The 17,550-nt window shown below is 72.5% G+C and carries 14 protein-coding genes; 9 read left to right on the plus strand and 5 right to left on the minus strand.

The window, feature by feature from the left end; translation table 11 throughout:
* Nucleotides 1-17: 17 nt before the first annotated feature.
* On the minus strand, nucleotides 18-2,024 hold the full coding sequence (locus O3W51_RS04180; RefSeq protein ID WP_187145042.1) for a bifunctional serine/threonine-protein kinase/glutamate ABC transporter substrate-binding protein: 2,007 nt from the start codon (nucleotides 2,022-2,024) through the stop codon (nucleotides 18-20).
* A gap of 45 nt (nucleotides 2,025-2,069) precedes the next feature.
* A complete protein-coding gene (locus O3W51_RS04185) occupies nucleotides 2,070-3,053 on the minus strand; it encodes a TAXI family TRAP transporter solute-binding subunit (RefSeq protein ID WP_138358549.1) in 984 nt (327 codons plus the stop codon).
* 151 nt (nucleotides 3,054-3,204) lie between these two features.
* Here O3W51_RS04185 and miaB point away from each other — a divergent pair, with 151 nt between their 5' ends.
* Together miaB and O3W51_RS04195 are read left to right on the plus strand one after the other, a co-directional pair.
* Nucleotides 3,205-4,692: a tRNA (N6-isopentenyl adenosine(37)-C2)-methylthiotransferase MiaB gene (miaB, locus tag O3W51_RS04190; RefSeq protein WP_164293692.1), complete on the plus strand. Its 1,488-nt coding sequence runs from the start codon at nucleotides 3,205-3,207 to the stop codon at nucleotides 4,690-4,692.
* Between the two features lie 211 nt (nucleotides 4,693-4,903).
* Nucleotides 4,904-5,626 (plus strand): class III extradiol dioxygenase subunit B-like domain-containing protein, encoded by a 723-nt coding sequence (locus O3W51_RS04195; RefSeq protein WP_164293578.1) that lies wholly within the window; start codon nucleotides 4,904-4,906, stop codon nucleotides 5,624-5,626.
* Nucleotides 5,627-5,748: 122 nt separating this feature from the next.
* On the opposite strand, the gene O3W51_RS04200 is transcribed toward O3W51_RS04195, so the two are convergent.
* The gene (locus O3W51_RS04200; RefSeq protein ID WP_138357316.1) at nucleotides 5,749-5,988 is read right to left on the minus strand and encodes an antitoxin; all 240 of its coding nucleotides are present in this window, start codon (nucleotides 5,986-5,988) and stop codon (nucleotides 5,749-5,751) included.
* Between the two features lie 22 nt (nucleotides 5,989-6,010).
* Nucleotides 6,011-6,247 carry a hypothetical protein gene (locus O3W51_RS04205; RefSeq protein ID WP_138357315.1) on the minus strand — a complete coding sequence of 79 codons (237 nt, stop codon included), beginning with the start codon at nucleotides 6,245-6,247 and terminating at the stop codon, nucleotides 6,011-6,013.
* Between the two features lie 195 nt (nucleotides 6,248-6,442).
* On the opposite strand from O3W51_RS04205, the gene miaA reads away from it, so the two are divergent.
* The 6 genes from miaA (at nucleotide 6,443) to hflX (ending at nucleotide 14,543) form a co-directional block, all read left to right on the plus strand.
* A complete protein-coding gene (gene miaA / locus O3W51_RS04210; protein WP_138357322.1) occupies nucleotides 6,443-7,393 on the plus strand; it encodes a tRNA (adenosine(37)-N6)-dimethylallyltransferase MiaA in 951 nt (316 codons plus the stop codon).
* A gap of 105 nt (nucleotides 7,394-7,498) precedes the next feature.
* Nucleotides 7,499-7,957, plus strand: coding sequence for a hypothetical protein (locus tag O3W51_RS04215; RefSeq protein ID WP_138357321.1), 459 nt, complete (start codon nucleotides 7,499-7,501; stop codon nucleotides 7,955-7,957).
* 60 nt (nucleotides 7,958-8,017) lie between these two features.
* Nucleotides 8,018-8,926 carry a diaminopimelate epimerase gene (dapF, locus tag O3W51_RS04220; protein ID WP_138357314.1) on the plus strand — a complete coding sequence of 303 codons (909 nt, stop codon included), beginning with the start codon at nucleotides 8,018-8,020 and terminating at the stop codon, nucleotides 8,924-8,926.
* A gap of 230 nt (nucleotides 8,927-9,156) precedes the next feature.
* Nucleotides 9,157-11,334, plus strand: a complete 2,178-nt coding sequence (locus O3W51_RS04225) for a RelA/SpoT family protein (protein ID WP_138357313.1) — start codon at nucleotides 9,157-9,159, stop codon at nucleotides 11,332-11,334.
* A gap of 150 nt (nucleotides 11,335-11,484) precedes the next feature.
* On the plus strand, nucleotides 11,485-12,957 hold the full coding sequence (locus O3W51_RS04230) for a M1 family metallopeptidase (RefSeq protein WP_138357312.1): 1,473 nt from the start codon (nucleotides 11,485-11,487) through the stop codon (nucleotides 12,955-12,957).
* 80 nt (nucleotides 12,958-13,037) lie between these two features.
* A complete protein-coding gene (gene hflX, locus O3W51_RS04235) occupies nucleotides 13,038-14,543 on the plus strand; it encodes a GTPase HflX (RefSeq protein ID WP_138357311.1) in 1,506 nt (501 codons plus the stop codon).
* Nucleotides 14,544-14,629: 86 nt separating this feature from the next.
* Here the strand turns inward: hflX and O3W51_RS04240 are convergent, their stop codons facing one another.
* The gene (locus O3W51_RS04240) at nucleotides 14,630-15,793 is read right to left on the minus strand and encodes a trypsin-like serine peptidase (RefSeq protein WP_138357310.1); all 1,164 of its coding nucleotides are present in this window, start codon (nucleotides 15,791-15,793) and stop codon (nucleotides 14,630-14,632) included.
* 163 nt (nucleotides 15,794-15,956) lie between these two features.
* On the opposite strand from O3W51_RS04240, the gene O3W51_RS04245 reads away from it, so the two are divergent.
* A complete protein-coding gene (locus O3W51_RS04245; RefSeq protein WP_138357309.1) occupies nucleotides 15,957-17,507 on the plus strand; it encodes a diaminobutyrate--2-oxoglutarate transaminase family protein in 1,551 nt (516 codons plus the stop codon).
* Nucleotides 17,508-17,550: the final 43 nt, after the last annotated feature.

Below are 17,550 nucleotides of genomic sequence, written 5' to 3' on the forward strand. Positions count from 1 at the left end.
AGAGGCGATCCCGGCCCTCAGCCGCACTCCGTCTGGTCGGGCGGCAGCTGGTCCGCCAGCTCCTTCGGGGCCAGCGGCTTCAGATAGGTGTTGTACGAGGACTTCCAGCGGCCCGAGGAGATCTCGTCCCTTATGGCGCCGCACACCGCGGCGCGCAGCGCCGGCTCGCCCCGGTGCAGGCCCACGCCGTACTGCTCGCTGCCGAACGGGGCGCCGAGCAGCCGCAGTTCCGTGGGGTGCTGGGCCCGGTAGCCGGCCAGGATGACATCGTCGGTGGAGACCGCGTCCACCGTGCCGGCCAGCAGGTCGGCGACGCACAACCCGTACGAAGCGCGCGGTTCCAGCACTATCCGCGGATACTCCGTGCGCAGCCGCGCCTCCGGCGTGGAGCCCTGCACGGTGCAGACCTTGTGACCGTCCAGGTCGGCGACGCCGTTCACGCCGGTCGACCGGGCCGGTACCAGGAAGTCCTGTCCTGCCACGTAGTACGGGCCGGCGAAGTCCACCGACTCCTTGCGCCCCTGGGTGATCGAGTAGCTGGCCACTATCAGGTCGACCTGCCCGGTGCTGAGCCGGTATTCGCGGCTCTGGGTGTTGACCACCTCGAACCGCACCGTGTCGAAGCCCAGATGTTTCGCGACCGCCCGCGCGATGTCGATGTCGAACCCGCGGAAGCCGCCGGCGGACTGTGCCGAACGCTCGCTGAGCCCCGGCTGGTCGCCCTTCACCCCGACCAGCAGGAAGCCGCGTTCCCGGGCCGCCCGCAGGGTCGCGGAGCTGTCGAGGGACGGGCCGGCGGCCGCGGTGAGCCGGTCCACGGTGAACCAGCCGGCGGTCACGAGCACGACCAGCGCCACTGCGGCGGCCGCCCACGCGCGGGGACCGCGGAGGCGGGCGGCGAGGCGGCGGGGCGGGACGGGTGCCCCCGGGTCCGCCGAACCGGACGGATCAGAAGGATGAGAAGGATCAGCTGAACCGGATGAAGCAGCTGAACCGGATGAAGCAGCCGAACCGGCTGCAGCGGTCGGAACGGGCGGGTCCGTCACGTCCGGCGGTTCCAGCGGGCCCGTGTCGGCACCGGTGCTCGTGACGCTGCCGCCCGCGGTCCACGGGGACTCCGTGACCGGCGGGTGGCCGTCCTCCGGGTAGAACGCCGTCGGATACTGCGGGGTCTCCTGCGCCACATGCTGCAGCAACTGCTCGGCCCGCTGCGCCGTCAGCCGCTCCAGCGGCTCCTTCACCAGCAGGCCCTCGATCAGCGGCCGCAGCGGGCCGCAGTACTCCATCGGCGGCGGCTCGTCCTCACGCACCGCCTCCAGGACCTCGTACGGGGTCGGCCCGCGGAAGGGCGCGCGTCCCTCGACCGTCTCGTACAGCGTCACCCCGAGCGACCACAGGTCGGCGGCGGGCGTCGCCTCGCGCGGTGACCGGCCGTGCGGGGTGCACAGCTCGGGTGCCAGGTACCGCGGGGTGCCGACGAGTTCGTGCAGCCGGGTCACCTGGGCCGCGCCCTCGAAGGTCGCGATGCCGAAGTCCATCAGCACCGCGCGCCCGTCCCGGCGGAACAGGATGTTGTGCGGCTTCACGTCCCGGTGCAGCACGCCTGCCGCGTGCACCGCGCGCAGCCCGCGCAGCACCTCCAGGCCGATCCTGGCCGTCTGCAGCGCGGCCAGCCGGCCGCGTTCCTGCAACTGGTCCGCGAGCGACCGCGGATTGACCTGCTCCATCACGATCCAGACCTGGCCGTCGGCCTCGATCACGTCGTGCACCGCCACCACGTGCTCATGCCCGATCCGGGCGATGGCCCGCGCCTCCCGGCGTGCCCGCTCCACCCACTGGGCCTGGGTGTCGGGGTCCACCGCGCCCCGGAACAGCAGTTCCTTCACGGCGACCTGGCGCCCCAGCCGGTTGTCGTACGCCTCCCACACCACGCCCATACCGCCACGGCCCAGCGGGCGCTGCAGCTCGTACCGGCCGTCGACAAGAGTGTGGGGCCCGCCGTCTGGTGTACCCCCGTTTCGCATGCGTAGAGATTAGGGCCTATCCCCGGCAGTCGCGCGAGGGGCACCCTAGGGCTTTACCGACCGGTAGTAGCGGCTGGCGCCTTCGTGCAGTGGAAGGGGGTTGGTGAAGACGGCGGTGCGCAGGTCGACCAGCTGGGCGGCGTGGACCTTGTTGCCGATCTCGTCGCGGCTGTCGATGACCGCGCGGGTGAGCCGTTCGACGAGTCCGGTGTCCGCCCGGTCGGTGGTCACGAGCAGGTTGGCGACGGCGATGGTCGTGACGGCCGTGCCGTGCTGCATCGTCGGATAGGCGTCGGCGGGCATCACCGCCTGCCGGTAGTAGCCCATCGTGTCGCCCTTGGCGTGCAGCTTGTCCACGAGGTCGCCGAGCTGGACGAGCTTGACGTTGCTGGACGCCGCCAGATTCGTCACGGTGTTCGTCGGCAGGCCGCCGGACCAGAAGAACGCGTCGAGCTTGCCCGCCTTGAGCAGGCCGGGTGCCGTGTCGATGCCGACCGGCACCGCGGTGAGGTCCTTGGCCATGTCGAGCCCGGCGGCGTCCAGCAGCCGGCGGGCTATGAGGTGCACACCGGAGGCCGCCTGGCCCACCCCGACGCGCTTGCCGCGCAGATCGCGGGCGGAGCTGATCGGCGAGTCCCTGGGGACTATGAGCTGCATGTAGTCGTCGTACAGCCGCGCGCAGGCGCGCAGCCGGTCCTTGCCCGGGCCCTGGTAGTCCGCGACCGCGTCGGCGGCGGCGATCGTGAAGTCGGCCTGCCCCGAGGCGACGCGTTTCACGTTGTCGACCGAGCCCTGCGACTGGACGAGGTTCACCGCCACCCCTGGCAGCTGGTCCCGCAGATCGGTCTTGAGCATCTTCCCGTAGGTCTCGTACACCCCGGCGGCCACGCCGGTGGAGAACGAGACCGGTTCGTGCGGATACGACGGACCGCGGGACGGCAGCAGCCACCACAGGAGCAGCGCGAGTGCGGCGGCGGCCGCGAGGACCGACTGCAGCGCGCGGCGTCTGCCGATGTGGGGGACGTTCATGGTCCGGATCCTGCCAGGCGGGCGCCGCCGTGGGTAGGGCCGGCCCCGGGGGCCTGCCGCACGAGCGGGGCGGGAGGGGCCGAGGGGGCCGGGCCGCCCGCGGCTCTCCGTACCCCCGCGCCCCCCGTACCCTGGTTGGGTGAGCGGTGAGGTGGCTGGTTTGAGGACATACGAGGTCCGCACCTACGGGTGCCAGATGAACGTGCACGATTCGGAACGGCTGTCCGGCCTCCTGGAGGGCGCGGGCTATGTCCGCGCGCCCAAGGGAGCGGACGGGGCGGACGTCGTCGTCTTCAACACCTGCGCGGTGCGGGAGAACGCCGACAACCGGCTCTACGGCAACCTCGGCCAGCTCGCCCCGCAGAAGGCGGCCCGGCCGGGTATGCAGATCGCGGTCGGCGGCTGTCTCGCGCAGAAGGACCGCGACACCATCGTGAAGCGGGCCCCCTGGGTCGACGTGGTCTTCGGCACCCACAACATCGGCCGGCTGCCGGTGCTGCTGGAGCGGGCCAGGATCGCCGAAGAGGCGCAGGTCGAGATCGCCGAGTCGCTGGAGGCGTTCCCCTCCACGCTGCCGTCCCGCCGCGAGTCCGCCTACGCCGCGTGGGTCTCGGTCTCGGTGGGCTGCAACAACACCTGCACCTTCTGCATCGTGCCCGCGCTGCGCGGCAAGGAGGAGGACCGGCGGCCCGGCGACATCCTCGCCGAGGTGGAGGCGCTGGTCGCCGAGGGCGTCGTCGAGATCACCCTGCTCGGGCAGAACGTGAACGCGTACGGCTCGGGCATGGGCGACCGCGAGGCGTTCTCCAAGCTGCTGCGGGCGACCGGGCAGATCGAGGGGCTGGAGCGGGTGCGCTTCACCTCCCCGCACCCGCGGGACTTCACCGACGACGTGATCGCCGCCATGGCCGAGACGCCGAACGTGATGCACCAGCTGCACATGCCGCTGCAGTCCGGCTCCGACACCGTCCTCAAGGCGATGCGCCGCTCGTACCGGCAGGACCGTTACCTCGGCATCATCGAGAAGGTGCGCGCGGCCATGCCGGACGCCGCCATCTCCACCGACATCATCGTGGGCTTCCCGGGCGAGACCGAGGCGGACTTCGAGCAGACGATGCACGTGGTGCGCGAGGCGCGCTTCGCGCAGGCCTTCACCTTCCAGTACTCCAAGCGCCCCGGGACCCCGGCCGCCGACATGGACGGGCAGATCCCCAAGGAGGTCGTCCAGGAGCGCTACATGCGGCTGTCGGCGCTCCAGGAGGAGATCTCCTGGCAGGAGAACAAGACGCAGATCGGCCGCACGCTGGAGGTCCTGGTCGCCGAGGGCGAGGGCCGCAAGGACAAGGCGACGCACCGGCTGTCCGGCCGGGCCCCCGACAGCCGTCTGGTGCACTTCGAGAAGCCGGCGGGCACCGACCCGCGCCCCGGTGACATGGCCACGGTGGAGATCACCTACGCCGCCCCGCACCACCTGCTCGCCGAGCGCCCCGCGCTCTCCGTGCGGCGCACCCGGGCCGGCGACGCGTGGGAGCAGCGCAACGCCGCGCCCAAGGCGCCGGCCGGAGTGATGCTCGGGCTGCCGACGATCGGCGCTCCGGCGCCGTCGCCCGCGGTGGAGAGCGGCTGCGGGCTCGGCTGACGACAGCGTCCGATCACGGTTCCGCCGGACCGGTGCCGACGGTCCGGCGGTGCGGCCGCGCCAGCTCACGCCGTGGCTGGTCAGTTTCCGAGGCCGGCCGTCGTCCTCGAGGGTGAAGGCCCACAGGTCGGTGGCGGGGATTTCGGCGACAGGGGTCGGAACGGTGTGCACGGTCCTGGGGAACGGTGATCAGCCCCATTAGGCTGCGTTCATGCTCGTAGCCGCCGCAGTCTGCCCGTCCGCCCCGCTGCTCGTACCCGAGGTCGCGGCCGGTGCCGCGTTCGAACTGGACGCGCTGCGCGCAGCGTGCGCCGACGCGGTCGGGGTGCTCGCGGCGTCCCGGCCGGACCGGCTGGTGGTGATCGGCCCGGCCGGGCAGCCCGACCGGGGGCGGCACCACGAGGGCGCGCGGGGCTCGTTCCGGGAGTTCGGCGTGGACCTGGACGTACGCCTCGGCACCGCACCCGGGATTCCGTCCGAGGACGTCGGCGCCGACCGCGCGCTGCCGCCCTCGCTGGCCGTCGCCGCCTGGCTGCTGCGCGGCTGGGCCGCCGCTCCGCTGGAGGGCCTGGGCGTGGGCGAGCCGCTCGAACAGGACCGCTGCGCCGCCACCGGCGCCATGATCGCGTCAACGGCGGACCGGGTCGCGCTGCTGGTGATGGGCGACGGCAGCGCCTGCCGCACCCTCAAGGCTCCCGGGTATCTGGACGAGCGCGCGGCACCCTTCGACGCCTCGGTCGCCGCCGCGCTGGCCGCCGCCGACACCGAGGCGCTGGCCGCACTGGACGCGGAACTGGCGGAGACGCTCCAGGCCGCGGGACGCGCCCCCTGGCAGGTCCTCGCGGGCGCCGCGCAGGGCGCGGGCCTGGCCGGACAACTGCTCTACGAGGACGCCCCGTACGGTGTCGGCTACTTCGTCGCCACGTGGACGTAGCCGCCGCTCGGCCGTAGCCGCCGACTGGTGCGGACCGGGACGGCGGAAGACCGCGGGGCCGAAGCACCCGCGGCCTTCCCGCGCTGGGGTCCGGGGGTACCTCCCAGCGGTGGCTGGGGGCGTCAGGCCGGAGTGTCCGGCCCGCTTCCCTCCTTGCCGCTCTTCAGGTGGTCCAAGGCGCCCTTCGCCTTGTGCACACCCGTGTCGATCTTGTCCGTGTACTTGCCGTGGGTCCTGGAATCCACCGTCCGGGCGGCCTTCTCGAGCCCCGACTCGATCTTTCCCCCGTGCTGCTGCGCGAGGTCGCCCGCCTTGTTCCTGGCGAGTCCGAGTCTGTCCTTGATCGTGTCCATCAGGCCCATCCGGCACCTTCCTTCGGGGCGGCTACGCGCGGGCGCCCTCACCGGCCTCGCTGTCGGCGGCGTCCGCTGTGGACTGCTGCTTCGGGATGCCGACGGGCTCCGCCGCGCCCGCGGGCTCCGCGTCCCCGGCCGGCTCCGCCGCCTCGGCGGGCTCAGCGACCGCCTCGACGCCCTCCGGCTCCGCCGTCAGAGTGACGGCTTCCGCCGCTTCGGTTGACGGGTCGGCCGACTGACGCCGAAACCATCCGAAAACTCCCATTTCTACTCCAGACCATACTCGTGAGGTCGAAAATCCGCGTTGCCCGGGGCGCCTCGTTGCACCGCTCGGGTCCGGCCGGTCCGGAGAACCCGGAATCCGGCCTGCGGAATCTCTCCAGAGGCAACGAGTCCGGCAGCGCTGCGTCACGTCCCTCGATCGTGAGGGGGCCCGGAGGTTTGGGAGACTGGACACGTGCTGCACACTCCCGGGGAGCGACCCCCCGTACTTCCGAGTAAAGATCTTGTCATCGCCGTCGTCGGCCCCACCGCGGCCGGCAAGTCCGATCTGGGCGTAGCCCTGGCCCAGGCCCTGAACGGTGAGGTCGTCAACGCCGACTCCATGCAGCTCTACCGGGGCATGGACATCGGCACCGCCAAGCTCACCACCGACGAGCGCCACGGCGTGCCGCACCACCTGCTGGACATCTGGGACGTCACCGAGGCCGCGAGCGTCGCCGAGTACCAGCGGCTCGCCCGCGCCGAGATCGACCGGCTGCACGCGGCCGGGCGGACCCCCGTACTGGTCGGCGGCTCCGGGCTGTACGTGCGCGGCGCCATCGACGCGCTGGAGTTCCCCGGCACCGACGCCGCCGTCCGGGCCAGGCTGGAGGCGGAGCTCGCCGAGCAGGGCTCCGCGGCGCTGCACGCCCGGCTGGCCGCGGTCGACCCCGAGGCGGGCCGGGCGATCCTGCCCAGCAACGGCCGGCGGATCGTCCGGGCGCTGGAGGTGGTGGAGATCACCGGCCGGCCGTTCACGGCCAATCTGCCGGGCCCCGACTCCATCTACGGCACCGTCCAGATCGGCGTCGACGTGCCGCGGCCCGAGCTCGACGAGCGCATCGCGCTGCGCGTCGACCGGATGTGGGACGCCGGACTGGTGGACGAGGTAAGGGAGCTGGCCGCGGTGGGGCTGCGGGACGGCCGCACCGCCTCACGGGCGCTGGGCTACCAGCAGGTACTCGCCTCGCTCGTGGGGGAGTGCACCGACGACGAGGCGCGCGCCGAGACCGTCAGGGCCACCAAGCGCTTCGCCCGGCGCCAGGACTCGTGGTTCCGCCGCGATCAGCGGGTTCACTGGCTCTCCGCCCGGGGCCCGGAACTCACCGATCAGGCGCTGACGTTGGTCGAAGCTGCGGTTACAGCCTGATCACGTGATGGCATCGGGACGCCTCAGCGTGAGGAGACGGCCACGCGGCCGTGCCATCATCGAGCAACGAGTTACGGCGTCGGAGAAGGGGGAGGGCGCGTGGCGATGGAAGCCGGTCCCCGAGACTCCTCACCCGACCGTCATGCCGAGACCGAGGCACAGCTCGGGACGGACGAACTGCTCGAACCCGGGTCGCTGATCGACCCGGAGGCGATGATCGAGCCGGAACTCGTTCCGGTGGAGCTGCGGCCGCAGCGGCGGCTGCGGATCTGGCAGCTCGCCCCGATCGTCGCCCTCGGTGTCGGTGGCTCCCTGATGTTCGCCTTCCCGCTCGCCTTCGAGTTCGGTGACGGCGGCGCGGTCGTGGCCATGCTCGGCCTGCTGCTCAGCTGCTGCTCCGCGGGCTGGGGCATCATGGCCGCCCGCCGGGTCGGCTACACCTGGCCCGGACTGCCCGCCCGTGGCTCCGGCCGCCGTGCGGACTGGCGCTTCATCGTCGCCTACACCCTGATCAGCGGCCTGCTGGCGGTCCTCGCCATCTGGCGCGTGGCCCGCCTGCGCTGAGCCGCCCGCCGAGCGCCCCGCACCGGAGCGTGCCGGGCCGGTGGCCTTACGCTTGTCCTTGTGACCACCACGCAGCCCACCACGCACCAGGGCCTGTCCTTCCTCAAGGGCCACGGCACCGAGAACGATTTCGTCATCGTCCCCGACGCGGACGGCCGCATCGAGCTGTCCGCGGCGGCCGTCGCGCGGCTGTGCGACCGCCGGGCGGGCATCGGTGGCGACGGGCTGCTGCGGGTCGTGCGCTCGGAGGCCCATCCGGAGGCCGCCGGCATGGCCGGCGAGGCCGAGTGGTTCATGGACTACCGCAACAGCGACGGCAGCATCGCCGAGATGTGCGGCAACGGCGTCCGGGTCTTCGCCCGGTATCTGCAGCGCGCCGGGCTGACCGGGCCCGGTGACCTGGCCGTGGCCACCCGCGCGGGCGTCCGCCGGGTGCACATCGCCAAGACGGACGCGGACGGCACCCTGGGCGGGATCACCGTCGGCATGGGCGCGGCCGCCCTGCCCGCGGGCGAGGTGACCGTCACCGTGGACGGCCGCAGCTGGCTGGCGAGCAACGTCAACATGGGCAATCCGCACGCCGTCGCCTTCGTCGGCAGCCTGGACGACGCGGGAAACCTGTACACCGCGCCCACCGTCACGCCCGCCGCCGCGTACCCGACCGGCGTGAACGTGGAATTCGTCGTCGACCGCGGTGAGCGGCATGTGGCGATGCGCGTCCACGAGCGGGGCTCCGGCGAGACCCGCTCCTGCGGCACCGGCGCCTGCGCCGTCATGGTCGCCGCCGCCCGCCGCGACGGCGCGGACCCGGCCATCACCGGACGCCCCGTCACCTACACCGTGGACGTCCCCGGCGGCCGTCTGGTGATCACCGAGCGCGCCGACGGCGAGATCGAGATGACCGGCCCCGCCGTCATCGTCGCCGAGGGGACCATCGACCGGGAGTGGCTGGACGCACCGTCAGCCTGACGGACCGCCACCGCCCGAAACCCTGCCGGGAATCGGACTCCTGAGCCCCCTTTCCGAACTGGCCTCCCGTACTGACTTCCCGCACTTGTTCCCTCGAACGGGTGATGGCGATCACTCTGGACGAGAGCGCGGCTGCCGCACGTGGTGGGCTCGGTAGCATCAAGCACCGGCGCGGCCCCCATTCTCCGTGGAGAGCGCCCGCCGCCGGTTGACGCTGCCGGAGGTGCCCGATGAGCGCGGACAACGCAGTGGATGCCGCCCCCGCCCCCGACGATGAGGGCCGCAGGCGCGGACTTCGCCGCATCGACCTGCGCAGACTCGGCCGGGCGGCACTGCTCGGCCCCGGCGGCCGGGAGTGGGGCCTGCCCGCCGGCGGCAGGGGCCAGCGCGTGCCGGACGCCATCGAGCACCTTGCCAAAGTCCACCGGCTGCGCCACCCGGGGGTCGGCGCGGCCGGCATCGAGACTCTGCGCCGCGCATATCTGCTCGCCGAGTCCTCGCACCGCGGCCAGATGCGCAAGAGCGGCGAGCCGTACATCACGCATCCGCTCGCCGTGACGCTGATCCTCGCCGAACTCGGCGCCGAGACAACGACCCTGACGGCCTCTCTGCTGCACGACACCGTCGAGGACACGGAAGTGACACTCGATCAGGTGCGGGAGGAGTTCGGCGAGGAGGTCTGCTATCTCGTCGATGGCGTCACCAAGCTCGAACGGGTCGACTACGGTGCCGCGGCCGAGCCCGAGACCTTCCGCAAGATGCTGGTCGCCACCGGAAGCGACGTACGCGTCATGTCGATCAAACTTGCCGACCGGCTGCACAACATGCGCACCCTCGGGGTGATGCGCCCCGACAAGCAGGCGCGGATCGCGAAGGTCACCCGGGACGTGCTCATCCCGCTCGCCGAACGGCTGGGTGTTCAGGCCCTCAAGAGCGAACTGGAGGACCTGGTCTTCGCCATCCTCCACCCCGAGGAGTACGCCAGGACCCGCGCGATGATCCGCGCCAACTCCGTCCGCCCGGACCCGCTGGCGGCCGTCGCCGACGCCGTGCGGGCCGTGCTGCGCGAGGCCGGGATCGCCGCCGAGGTCGCCATCCGGCCGCGGCACACCGTCTCCGTCCACCGGGTGCTGCTCAAGCGCGGCGCGGACGAGCTCGGCGGCTGCGAGTTCGGCCGGATCCTGGTGCTCGTCGCGGAGGACGCCGACTGCTACGCCGTCCTCGGTGAGCTGCACACCTGCTTCATCCCGGTGATCGCGGAGTTCAAGGACTTCATCGCGGCGCCCAAGTTCAACCTGTACCAGTCGCTGCACACCGCCGTCGCCGACGAAGAGGGCCGGATCGCCGAAGTCCTGGTCCGCACACGGCAGATGCACCGGGTCGCCGAGGCCGGTGTCATCGCGCTGGGCAATCCGCACACCGTCGACGAGCCCCCGCAGGCCGCCGATGGCGAACGCGTCGACCCCACCCAGCCGGGCTGGCTGTCGCGCCTGCTGGAGTGGCAGCGCGACGCCCCCGACCCCGACACCTTCTGGACCGCGCTGCGCGCCGACCTCGCCCAGGACCGCGAGGTCACCGTCTTCTCCGCGCACGGCGGGGACACCACCGGCACCATCCGGCTACCCGCAGGGGCCAGTTGTGTGGACGCCGCCTACGCGCTGCACGGCGAGGCCGGCCATGCCTGCGTCGGCGCCCGCGTCAACGGCCGTCTCGCACCGCTGCGCAGCAAGCTGCGGGACGGCGACATCGTGCAGATCCTGCTGGACGAGACCGGCGCCTCCGGCCCGTCCGCCGACTGGCTGGAGCACGTCCGTACACCGGCGGCCCGGATCGCCGTCACCCGCTGGCTGGAACTCCATCCGGTGCCGCCCGCCGACGAGGAGCCCGCCGCCCGCGCGGAACGCCCCGCGTACAGCGCGGACACCGCGGCCGAGGACGAACCGGTCGCCGTCACCGACCTGGCGGGCGCGGCCGTCCGGCTGGCGCGCTGTTGTACGCCGGTACCGCCCGACGAGGTCACCGGGTTCGTCATCCGCGGCGGCACGGTCGCCGTGCACCGCGAGGAGTGCCCGACCGCGGTTCGGATGATCGGCGCGGGACGGGAGCCGGTTCCCGTCCGGTGGCGGGGCGGCCGCCCCGCCGGGGCCGGATTCCGCGCCACCCTGCTGGCCGAGGCGCTCGGCCGGCCGCGGCTGCTCGCGGATCTCACCGAGGCCATCGCGGGCCAGGGCGTGGGCATCGTCTCCGCCTCCGTGGAACCCCCGCAGGAACACCGGGTGCGGCACACGTACACCGTCGAGCTGCCCGACGCGGAAGCCCTGCCGAGCCTGATGCGCGCCATGCGATCGGTGCCGGGCGTCTACGACGTCTACCGGGCCCAGCGGGCGATGGCCGCCGCGCGTCGGTAACGGGCGCGACGCGCTCTGATCCGGTCCGATCCGCTCCATGCCGGTCGGGTCCGGTCGGGTTCGGACAACCGGCCGGGCGGACCAGGGCCGATCGGGTGTGCTGCTGCGCGTCGCGCGTCCCCGGCCGCCGCCCCCTGATAGCGGTAGCGCATGATCCCCATCACGCCGCGCAGCGGCGCCGTGCTGGCGGCGTTCGCCGCCGTACTGACCCTGACCGCGGCGGACCTGCCCGGCGATCCCGCCGTATCGACGTCGGGTCTCGGCGACCGGCTCTATCCCGACCTCGGCAATCCCGGCTACGACGTGGCCGCGTACGACCTCTCCTTCGACTATCACGGCCAGGACCGGCCGCTGGACGCCGTCACCCGCATCAAGGCCCGCGCGACGGCGCCACTGACCGGGTTCCATCTGGACTTCGCCGCCGGCACGGTCTCATCGGTGCAGGTCAACGGGCATCCGGCGGTCTACACCCGGGAGCGCGAGGAACTCGTCGTCACCCCCGAGGAGCCGGTACCGGACGGCGGCGAGCTGCTGATCGCCGTCACGCACACCAGCGATCCGCGCGCCGCGAACACCGGCTGGGTGCGGACCGCCGACGGACTGGCGATGGCCAACCAGGCCGATGCCGCCCACAGCGTCTTCCCGTGCAACGACCATCCCTCGGACAAGGCCGCCTTCACCTTCCACGTCACGGCCCCCAAGGACCTCACCGTCATCACCAACGGCGTCCCGGACGCCGTCCCCGAGGCCGCGCCCGCGTCCGCTCTCACCTGGACGTACCGTCCCGCGAGCCCGATGGCCACCGAGCTCGCGCAGGTCTCCATCGGCCGCTCCGCCGTACTGCACCGCGCCGGTCCGCACGGGCTGGTGCTGCGCGACGTCGTCGGAGCCGCCGACCGCGACCGGCTGGAGGCCCGGCTCGCGATGACCCCCGGGCAGATCTCCTGGATGGAGGAGCAGGTCGGCCCCTACCCGTTCGAGACGTACGGGATCCTCAGCGCCGACACCACCACCGGCTTCGAGCTGGAGACCCAGACCCTCTCGCTCTTCGAGCGCCGCGTCCTGCTCGCCCCCGAGGCGCTGGCAGCCCCGCTGATGGTGCACGAGCTCGCCCACCAGTGGTTCGGCGACAGCGTCACCCCCGCGGCCTGGTCGGACCTCTGGCTCAACGAGGGCCACGCCACCTGGTACCAGTGGCTGTACAACGCGCAGAAGTACGGCGTCGGCCTCGACCAGCAGGTCCGCGCCGCCTACGAGGGCGACAACCGGGTACGGGCGGCGGACGGCCCGCCCGCCGAACCGAAGGTGCCCGAGCCGGGCAAGCTCGGCATCTTCCGGAACAACGTCTACGACGGCGGGGCGCTCGCCCTGTACGCCCTGCGCCAGGAGATCGGCGCCCCCGCCTTCCAGCGCCTTGAGCGCGCCTGGGTGGCCCGTCACCAGGACGGGAACGCCTCGACGGCCGACTTCACCGCTCTCGCCTCCGAGGTCGCTGAGCGGGACCTCAGCGGCTTCCTGCACGCCTGGCTGTACGGGACCGTCACCCCGCCGATGCCCGGTCACGGCGACTGGGTCGCCGGCGCGGCCAGGGCCCGTGCGGCGACGGCGGCGAAACCCGCGTGACCCCCGGCGGCGGGCGTGCGACCATCGTTATGACGGACAACACGCCCGTCCCCATCCCAGCCGCTCGACCAAAGGATCCAATGACCTCCTCTTCCTCCTCTTCAAACGACCGCCAGCGCCTCCCCGAGAGCCTTCGCGCAGACGCCCTGATGGAAGAGGACGTCGCCTGGAGCCACGAGATCGACGAAGAGCGGGACGGTGCTCAGCTCGAACGCTCCGACCGTGCCTCGCTGCGCCGCGTCGTGGGTCTGTCGACCGAGCTGGAGGACGTCACCGAGGTCGAGTACCGGCAGCTCCGTCTGGAGCGCGTCGTACTCGTCGGTGTCTGGACCTCCGGAACCGTGCACGACGCGGAGAACTCCCTCGCGGAGCTCGCCGCCCTCGCGGAGACCGCGGGCGCCCTGGTGCTCGACGGCGTGATCCAGCGCCGTGACAAGCCGGACCCGGCCACGTACATCGGCTCGGGCAAGGCGCGCGAGCTGCGGGACATCGTGCAGGAGACAGGCGCCGACACGGTCGTCTGCGACGGTGAACTCAGCCCCGGACAGCTCATCCAGCTCGAAGACGTCGTCAAGGTCAAGGTGGTCGACCGCACCGCCCTGATCCTCGACATCTTCGCCCAGCACGCCAAGTCCCGTGAGGGCAAGGCCCAGGTCTCGCTCGCACAGATGCAGTACATGCTGCCGCGCCTGCGCGGCTGGGGTGCCTCGCTCTCCCGCCAGATGGGCGGTGGCGGCTCCAGCGGCGGCGGGGCCGGCGGTGGTGGGGGTATGGCCACCCGCGGTCCCGGTGAGACCAAGATCGAGACCGACCGGCGCCGTATCCGCGAGAAGATGGCGAAGATGCGCCGGGAGATCGCGGAGATGAAGACCGGCCGTGACCTCAAGCGGCAGGAACGCAAGCGCAACAAGGTGCCCTCCGTCGCGATCGCCGGCTACACCAACGCGGGCAAGTCCTCGCTGCTCAACCGGCTCACCGGCGCGGGCGTGCTGGTGGAGAACACCCTGTTCGCCACCCTCGACCCGACCGTGCGCCGGGCGGAGACCCCCGGCGGCCGGCTGTACACGCTGACCGACACCGTCGGGTTCGTCCGGCACCTGCCGCACCACCTGGTCGAGGCGTTCCGCTCCACCATGGAGGAGGTCGCGGAAGCCGACCTCATCCTGCACGTGGTGGACGGCTCGCACCCGGTCCCGGAGGAGCAGCTCGCCGCCGTGCGGGACGTCTTCCGCGAGGTCGAGGCGCTCAAGGTGCGCGAGATCGTCGTCATCAACAAGGCGGACCTGGCCGACCCGCTCGTCCTGCAGCGCATGCTGCGGAACGAGAAGCACGCCATCGCGGTGTCCGCCCGCACCGGCCAGGGCATCGACGAGCTGCTCGCGCTGCTCGACGAGGAGCTGCCGCGGCCCGAGGTCGAGGTCGACGTCCTCGTGCCGTACAGCCAGGGCGCGCTCATCGCCCGGGCGCACGCCGACGGCGAGGTGCTCTCCGAGGAGCACACCGGCGAGGGCACGCTGCTCAAGGCACGGGTGCACGAGGACCTGGCCGCCGAGTTCGCGTCCTTCGCGCTCGTCGCCAAGCACTGACCCGTCCGCCGGAGCACCGACGGAAGGGCCCGTCCCCGATGGGGGCGGGCCCTTCCGTGTGACCTGCTACCGGCTGGACGCCGGTGTTACTTGAACTGCTTGCTCACCTTGTCGTACACGGCCTTCGCCTCGGCGCCCAGGTGCGGGCCCGCCAGCCAGGTAGCCGTGACCGGGCCGATCGAGGTGTTGCTGACCAGCGACACCTGATTGTTCGCCGGGTTCTTGGCGTACCAGCCGCCGCCGGACGAACCGCCGGTCATCGTGCAGCCGAGCCGGTACTCGGTCGGCTGATCGGCGAAGAGCGACAGCCGGCCGGCCTTGCCCGTGCAGTTGAACAGCCGCTGGCCGTCGAAGGGCGGCGCGGCCGGGTAGCCCCAGGCGCCGATGTTGCCCATCTTCGTCACGGACGGAGCGTTGAACCACACCGGAAGGGCGGAACCGACCTTCTCCTCCAGCGACTTGGTGCCGCTCGCCTTGTCCGGAGTCACGTGCAGCACCGCGAAGTCGTACGGGGAGCCCTTGCCCCCGGTCTCCGCGCCGTTCGCGATCCACTGGTCGGAGGTGGCCGCGCCGTCGGCCCAGAACACGCCGAGCGGGGCGAGCTCGTCGCGCTTGGCGCCCTTCAGCTGCGCCTCGGTCCTGCCCGCGTCGTTGTACGACGGGACGAAGATGACGTTGCGGTACCAGCCGCCCGCGCCACCCGCGTGCACACAGTGGCCCGCGGTCCACACCAGGTTGGACTTGCCCGGGTGCGCCGGGTCCTGCACCACGGTGCCGGAGCAGACCATCGAGCCCTTGGGGCCGTCGAAGAAGATCTTCCCGTCGCCGGGGCCGTTCTCGTGGTACGGCGCGTCAACGGCCTTGGCCTTGTTGACCGCGGGCACCGCGTCCGTCTTGCCCTTGTCCGCCGCGACGTCGTCGGGCACCTTCTTGTCGTTCTGCTCCGCGCCCTTCATCCGGTCGTTGTCCCACAGACCGTCGATGACCGGGTTGATGAAGTCGGAGGCCTTGCGCAGCCACTGGTCCTTGTCCCAGTTCTTCCAGGCTCCGTCCTTGTACGCCTTCTTCCACTTCTCGAGGTCCCCGAGGCTGGTGGGCAGGGCGGAGGGGAGCTTCGGGCCGTCCGCGCTCGTGACCGGGGCGCTCGGCTTGGGATCCGCCTTGTCGTCGGACGGCCCGCAGGCGGTGGCCGAGACCGCGAGCAGGGCCGCGACCGCGGCGGCGGCCAGTGGCCGGCTTATGGATGGCATGGGTGGTGTCCCCCTGGTCGTCTAACGGCAGTTCACCCCGGCGAAGGGGCGGTCCCCCACTATGCCGGGTGCTGTGAGGGACGGTTCGCGCTGGGTCCGCGGTTCCGCCCCGAAAGATCTCCCGGCCGACCGTGATCGGACCAGGGGCGCGTCGTTAGTGCGGATGGGGGACGTCGACCGGAGGAGTGAGCACGTGGCCGCCATCCAGAGCGGGCCGGACCAACTGGCCGCGTCGGCAGACGACTTCGTCGCGGGAGAGGGGATCCTGCGGCGGCAGTCGCTGCGTGAGTCCGCGGCCCGCACCTACGCCCGCTCGCTGCCCGTCGTCCCGGTCAGAGCCCGCGGGATGACGGTCGAGGGCGCCGACGGCCGCCGCTATCTGGACTGCCTGTCCGGCGCGGGGACGCTGGCGCTCGGGCACAACCACCCGGTCGTCCTGGAGGCGATCCGCGCGGTCCTGGACTCCGGGGCCCCGCTGCACGTCCTCGATCTGGCCACGCCGGTGAAGGACGCCTTCACCACCGCCCTGTTCGAGACGCTGCCGCCGGAACTGGCCGCCCACGGGCGGGTGCAGTTCTGCGGACCGGCCGGTACGGACGCGGTCGAGGCGGCCATCAAGCTCGTCCGCAACGCCACCGGCCACGCCGGACTGCTGGCCTTCACCGGCGCCTACCACGGGATGACCGCGGCCGCGCTGGCCGCGACCGGGGACACCGCGGCGCGCGCCACGGTCGGCGAGGCCGACGCGCGGGTGACGCGGCTCCCGTACCCGTACGAGTACCGCTGCCCGTTCGGCACCGGCGGCGACCGCGGGGCGGAGCTGTCCGCCCGGTGGACCGCCAGCCTGCTGGACGACCCCAAGGGCGGCGTCCAGCCGCCCGCCGGGATGCTGCTCGAAGTGGTGCAGGGCGAGGGCGGGGTGATCCCCGCGCCCGAGGCGTGGCTGCGCCGGATGCGGGAGATCACCGCCCGGCGCGGCATCCCGTTGATCGTCGACGAGGTACAGACGGGCGTCGGACGCACCGGGACCTTCTGGGCCGTCGAGCAGAGCGGGATCGTGCCGGACGTGATGGTGCTCTCGAAGGCGATCGGCGGCAGCCTCCCGCTCGCCGTCATCGTCTACCGGGAGGAGCTGGACACCTGGCGGCCCGGCGCCCACGCGGGCACCTTCCGGGGCAACCAGCTCGCCATGGCGGCGGGCGCCGTCACCCTGAAGTACGTCCGTGAGCACGGCCTGGACGTGCGGGCCGGCACCCTCGGCAGCCGGATGTCGGCCCGGCTGCGCGGACTGGCCGCGCACCACCCGTGCATCGGCGATGTGCGGGGCCGCGGTCTGATGATCGGCCTCGAACTCGTCGACACCGAGGCAGAACCCGACGATTACGGGTCGCTGCCCGCCGCGCCCCGGCTCGCCGCCGCCGTGCAGCAGGAGGCGCTGCGGCGCGGTCTCATCATCGAACTCGGCGGCCGGCACAGCAGTGTCGTCCGGCTGCTCCCGCCGCTCACCATCACCGACGAGCAGGCCGAGGCGGTGCTCGACCGGCTCGCGGACTCGATCGCGGCGGCCGAGCGGGCGGTTTCCGGGGCTCCCGGGGCTCCCGGAGCTCCTGGGACTTCTGGGGGTTCCGGGACTGCGGGAACTCCCGGCGCTCGCGTCGGTCCTGGATTCTCCGGTGCGTCCGCGGGCGCCGGAGCGGTGGAGGAGCGCGCATGACGAGCCCACAGGCGACGGCCGAGTACCCCCAGACCTCCGGGCC

This window comes from Streptomyces sp. H39-C1, assembly GCF_027158125.1.
GTDB classification, from domain to species: Bacteria; Actinomycetota; Actinomycetes; order Streptomycetales; family Streptomycetaceae; genus Actinacidiphila; species Actinacidiphila fildesensis.

Excerpts from the sequence above, each read along its gene's own strand:
- O3W51_RS04180 (WP_187145042.1), bottom strand. The coding sequence starts at position 2,024 with ATGCGAAACGGGGGTACACCAGACGGCGGGCCCCACACTCTTGTCGAC.
- O3W51_RS04185 (WP_138358549.1), bottom strand. The coding sequence starts at position 3,053 with ATGAACGTCCCCCACATCGGCAGACGCCGCGCGCTGCAGTCGGTCCTC.
- O3W51_RS04195 (WP_164293578.1), top strand. The coding sequence starts at position 4,904 with ATGCTCGTAGCCGCCGCAGTCTGCCCGTCCGCCCCGCTGCTCGTACCC.
- O3W51_RS04200 (WP_138357316.1), bottom strand. The coding sequence starts at position 5,988 with ATGGGCCTGATGGACACGATCAAGGACAGACTCGGACTCGCCAGGAAC.
- O3W51_RS04205 (WP_138357315.1), bottom strand. The coding sequence starts at position 6,247 with ATGGGAGTTTTCGGATGGTTTCGGCGTCAGTCGGCCGACCCGTCAACC.
- O3W51_RS04215 (WP_138357321.1), top strand. The coding sequence starts at position 7,499 with ATGGAAGCCGGTCCCCGAGACTCCTCACCCGACCGTCATGCCGAGACC.
- O3W51_RS04225 (WP_138357313.1), top strand. The coding sequence starts at position 9,157 with ATGAGCGCGGACAACGCAGTGGATGCCGCCCCCGCCCCCGACGATGAG.
- O3W51_RS04230 (WP_138357312.1), top strand. The coding sequence starts at position 11,485 with ATGATCCCCATCACGCCGCGCAGCGGCGCCGTGCTGGCGGCGTTCGCC.
- hflX (WP_138357311.1), top strand. The coding sequence starts at position 13,038 with ATGACCTCCTCTTCCTCCTCTTCAAACGACCGCCAGCGCCTCCCCGAG.
- O3W51_RS04240 (WP_138357310.1), bottom strand. The coding sequence starts at position 15,793 with ATGCCATCCATAAGCCGGCCACTGGCCGCCGCCGCGGTCGCGGCCCTG.
- O3W51_RS04245 (WP_138357309.1), top strand. The coding sequence starts at position 15,957 with ATGGGGGACGTCGACCGGAGGAGTGAGCACGTGGCCGCCATCCAGAGC.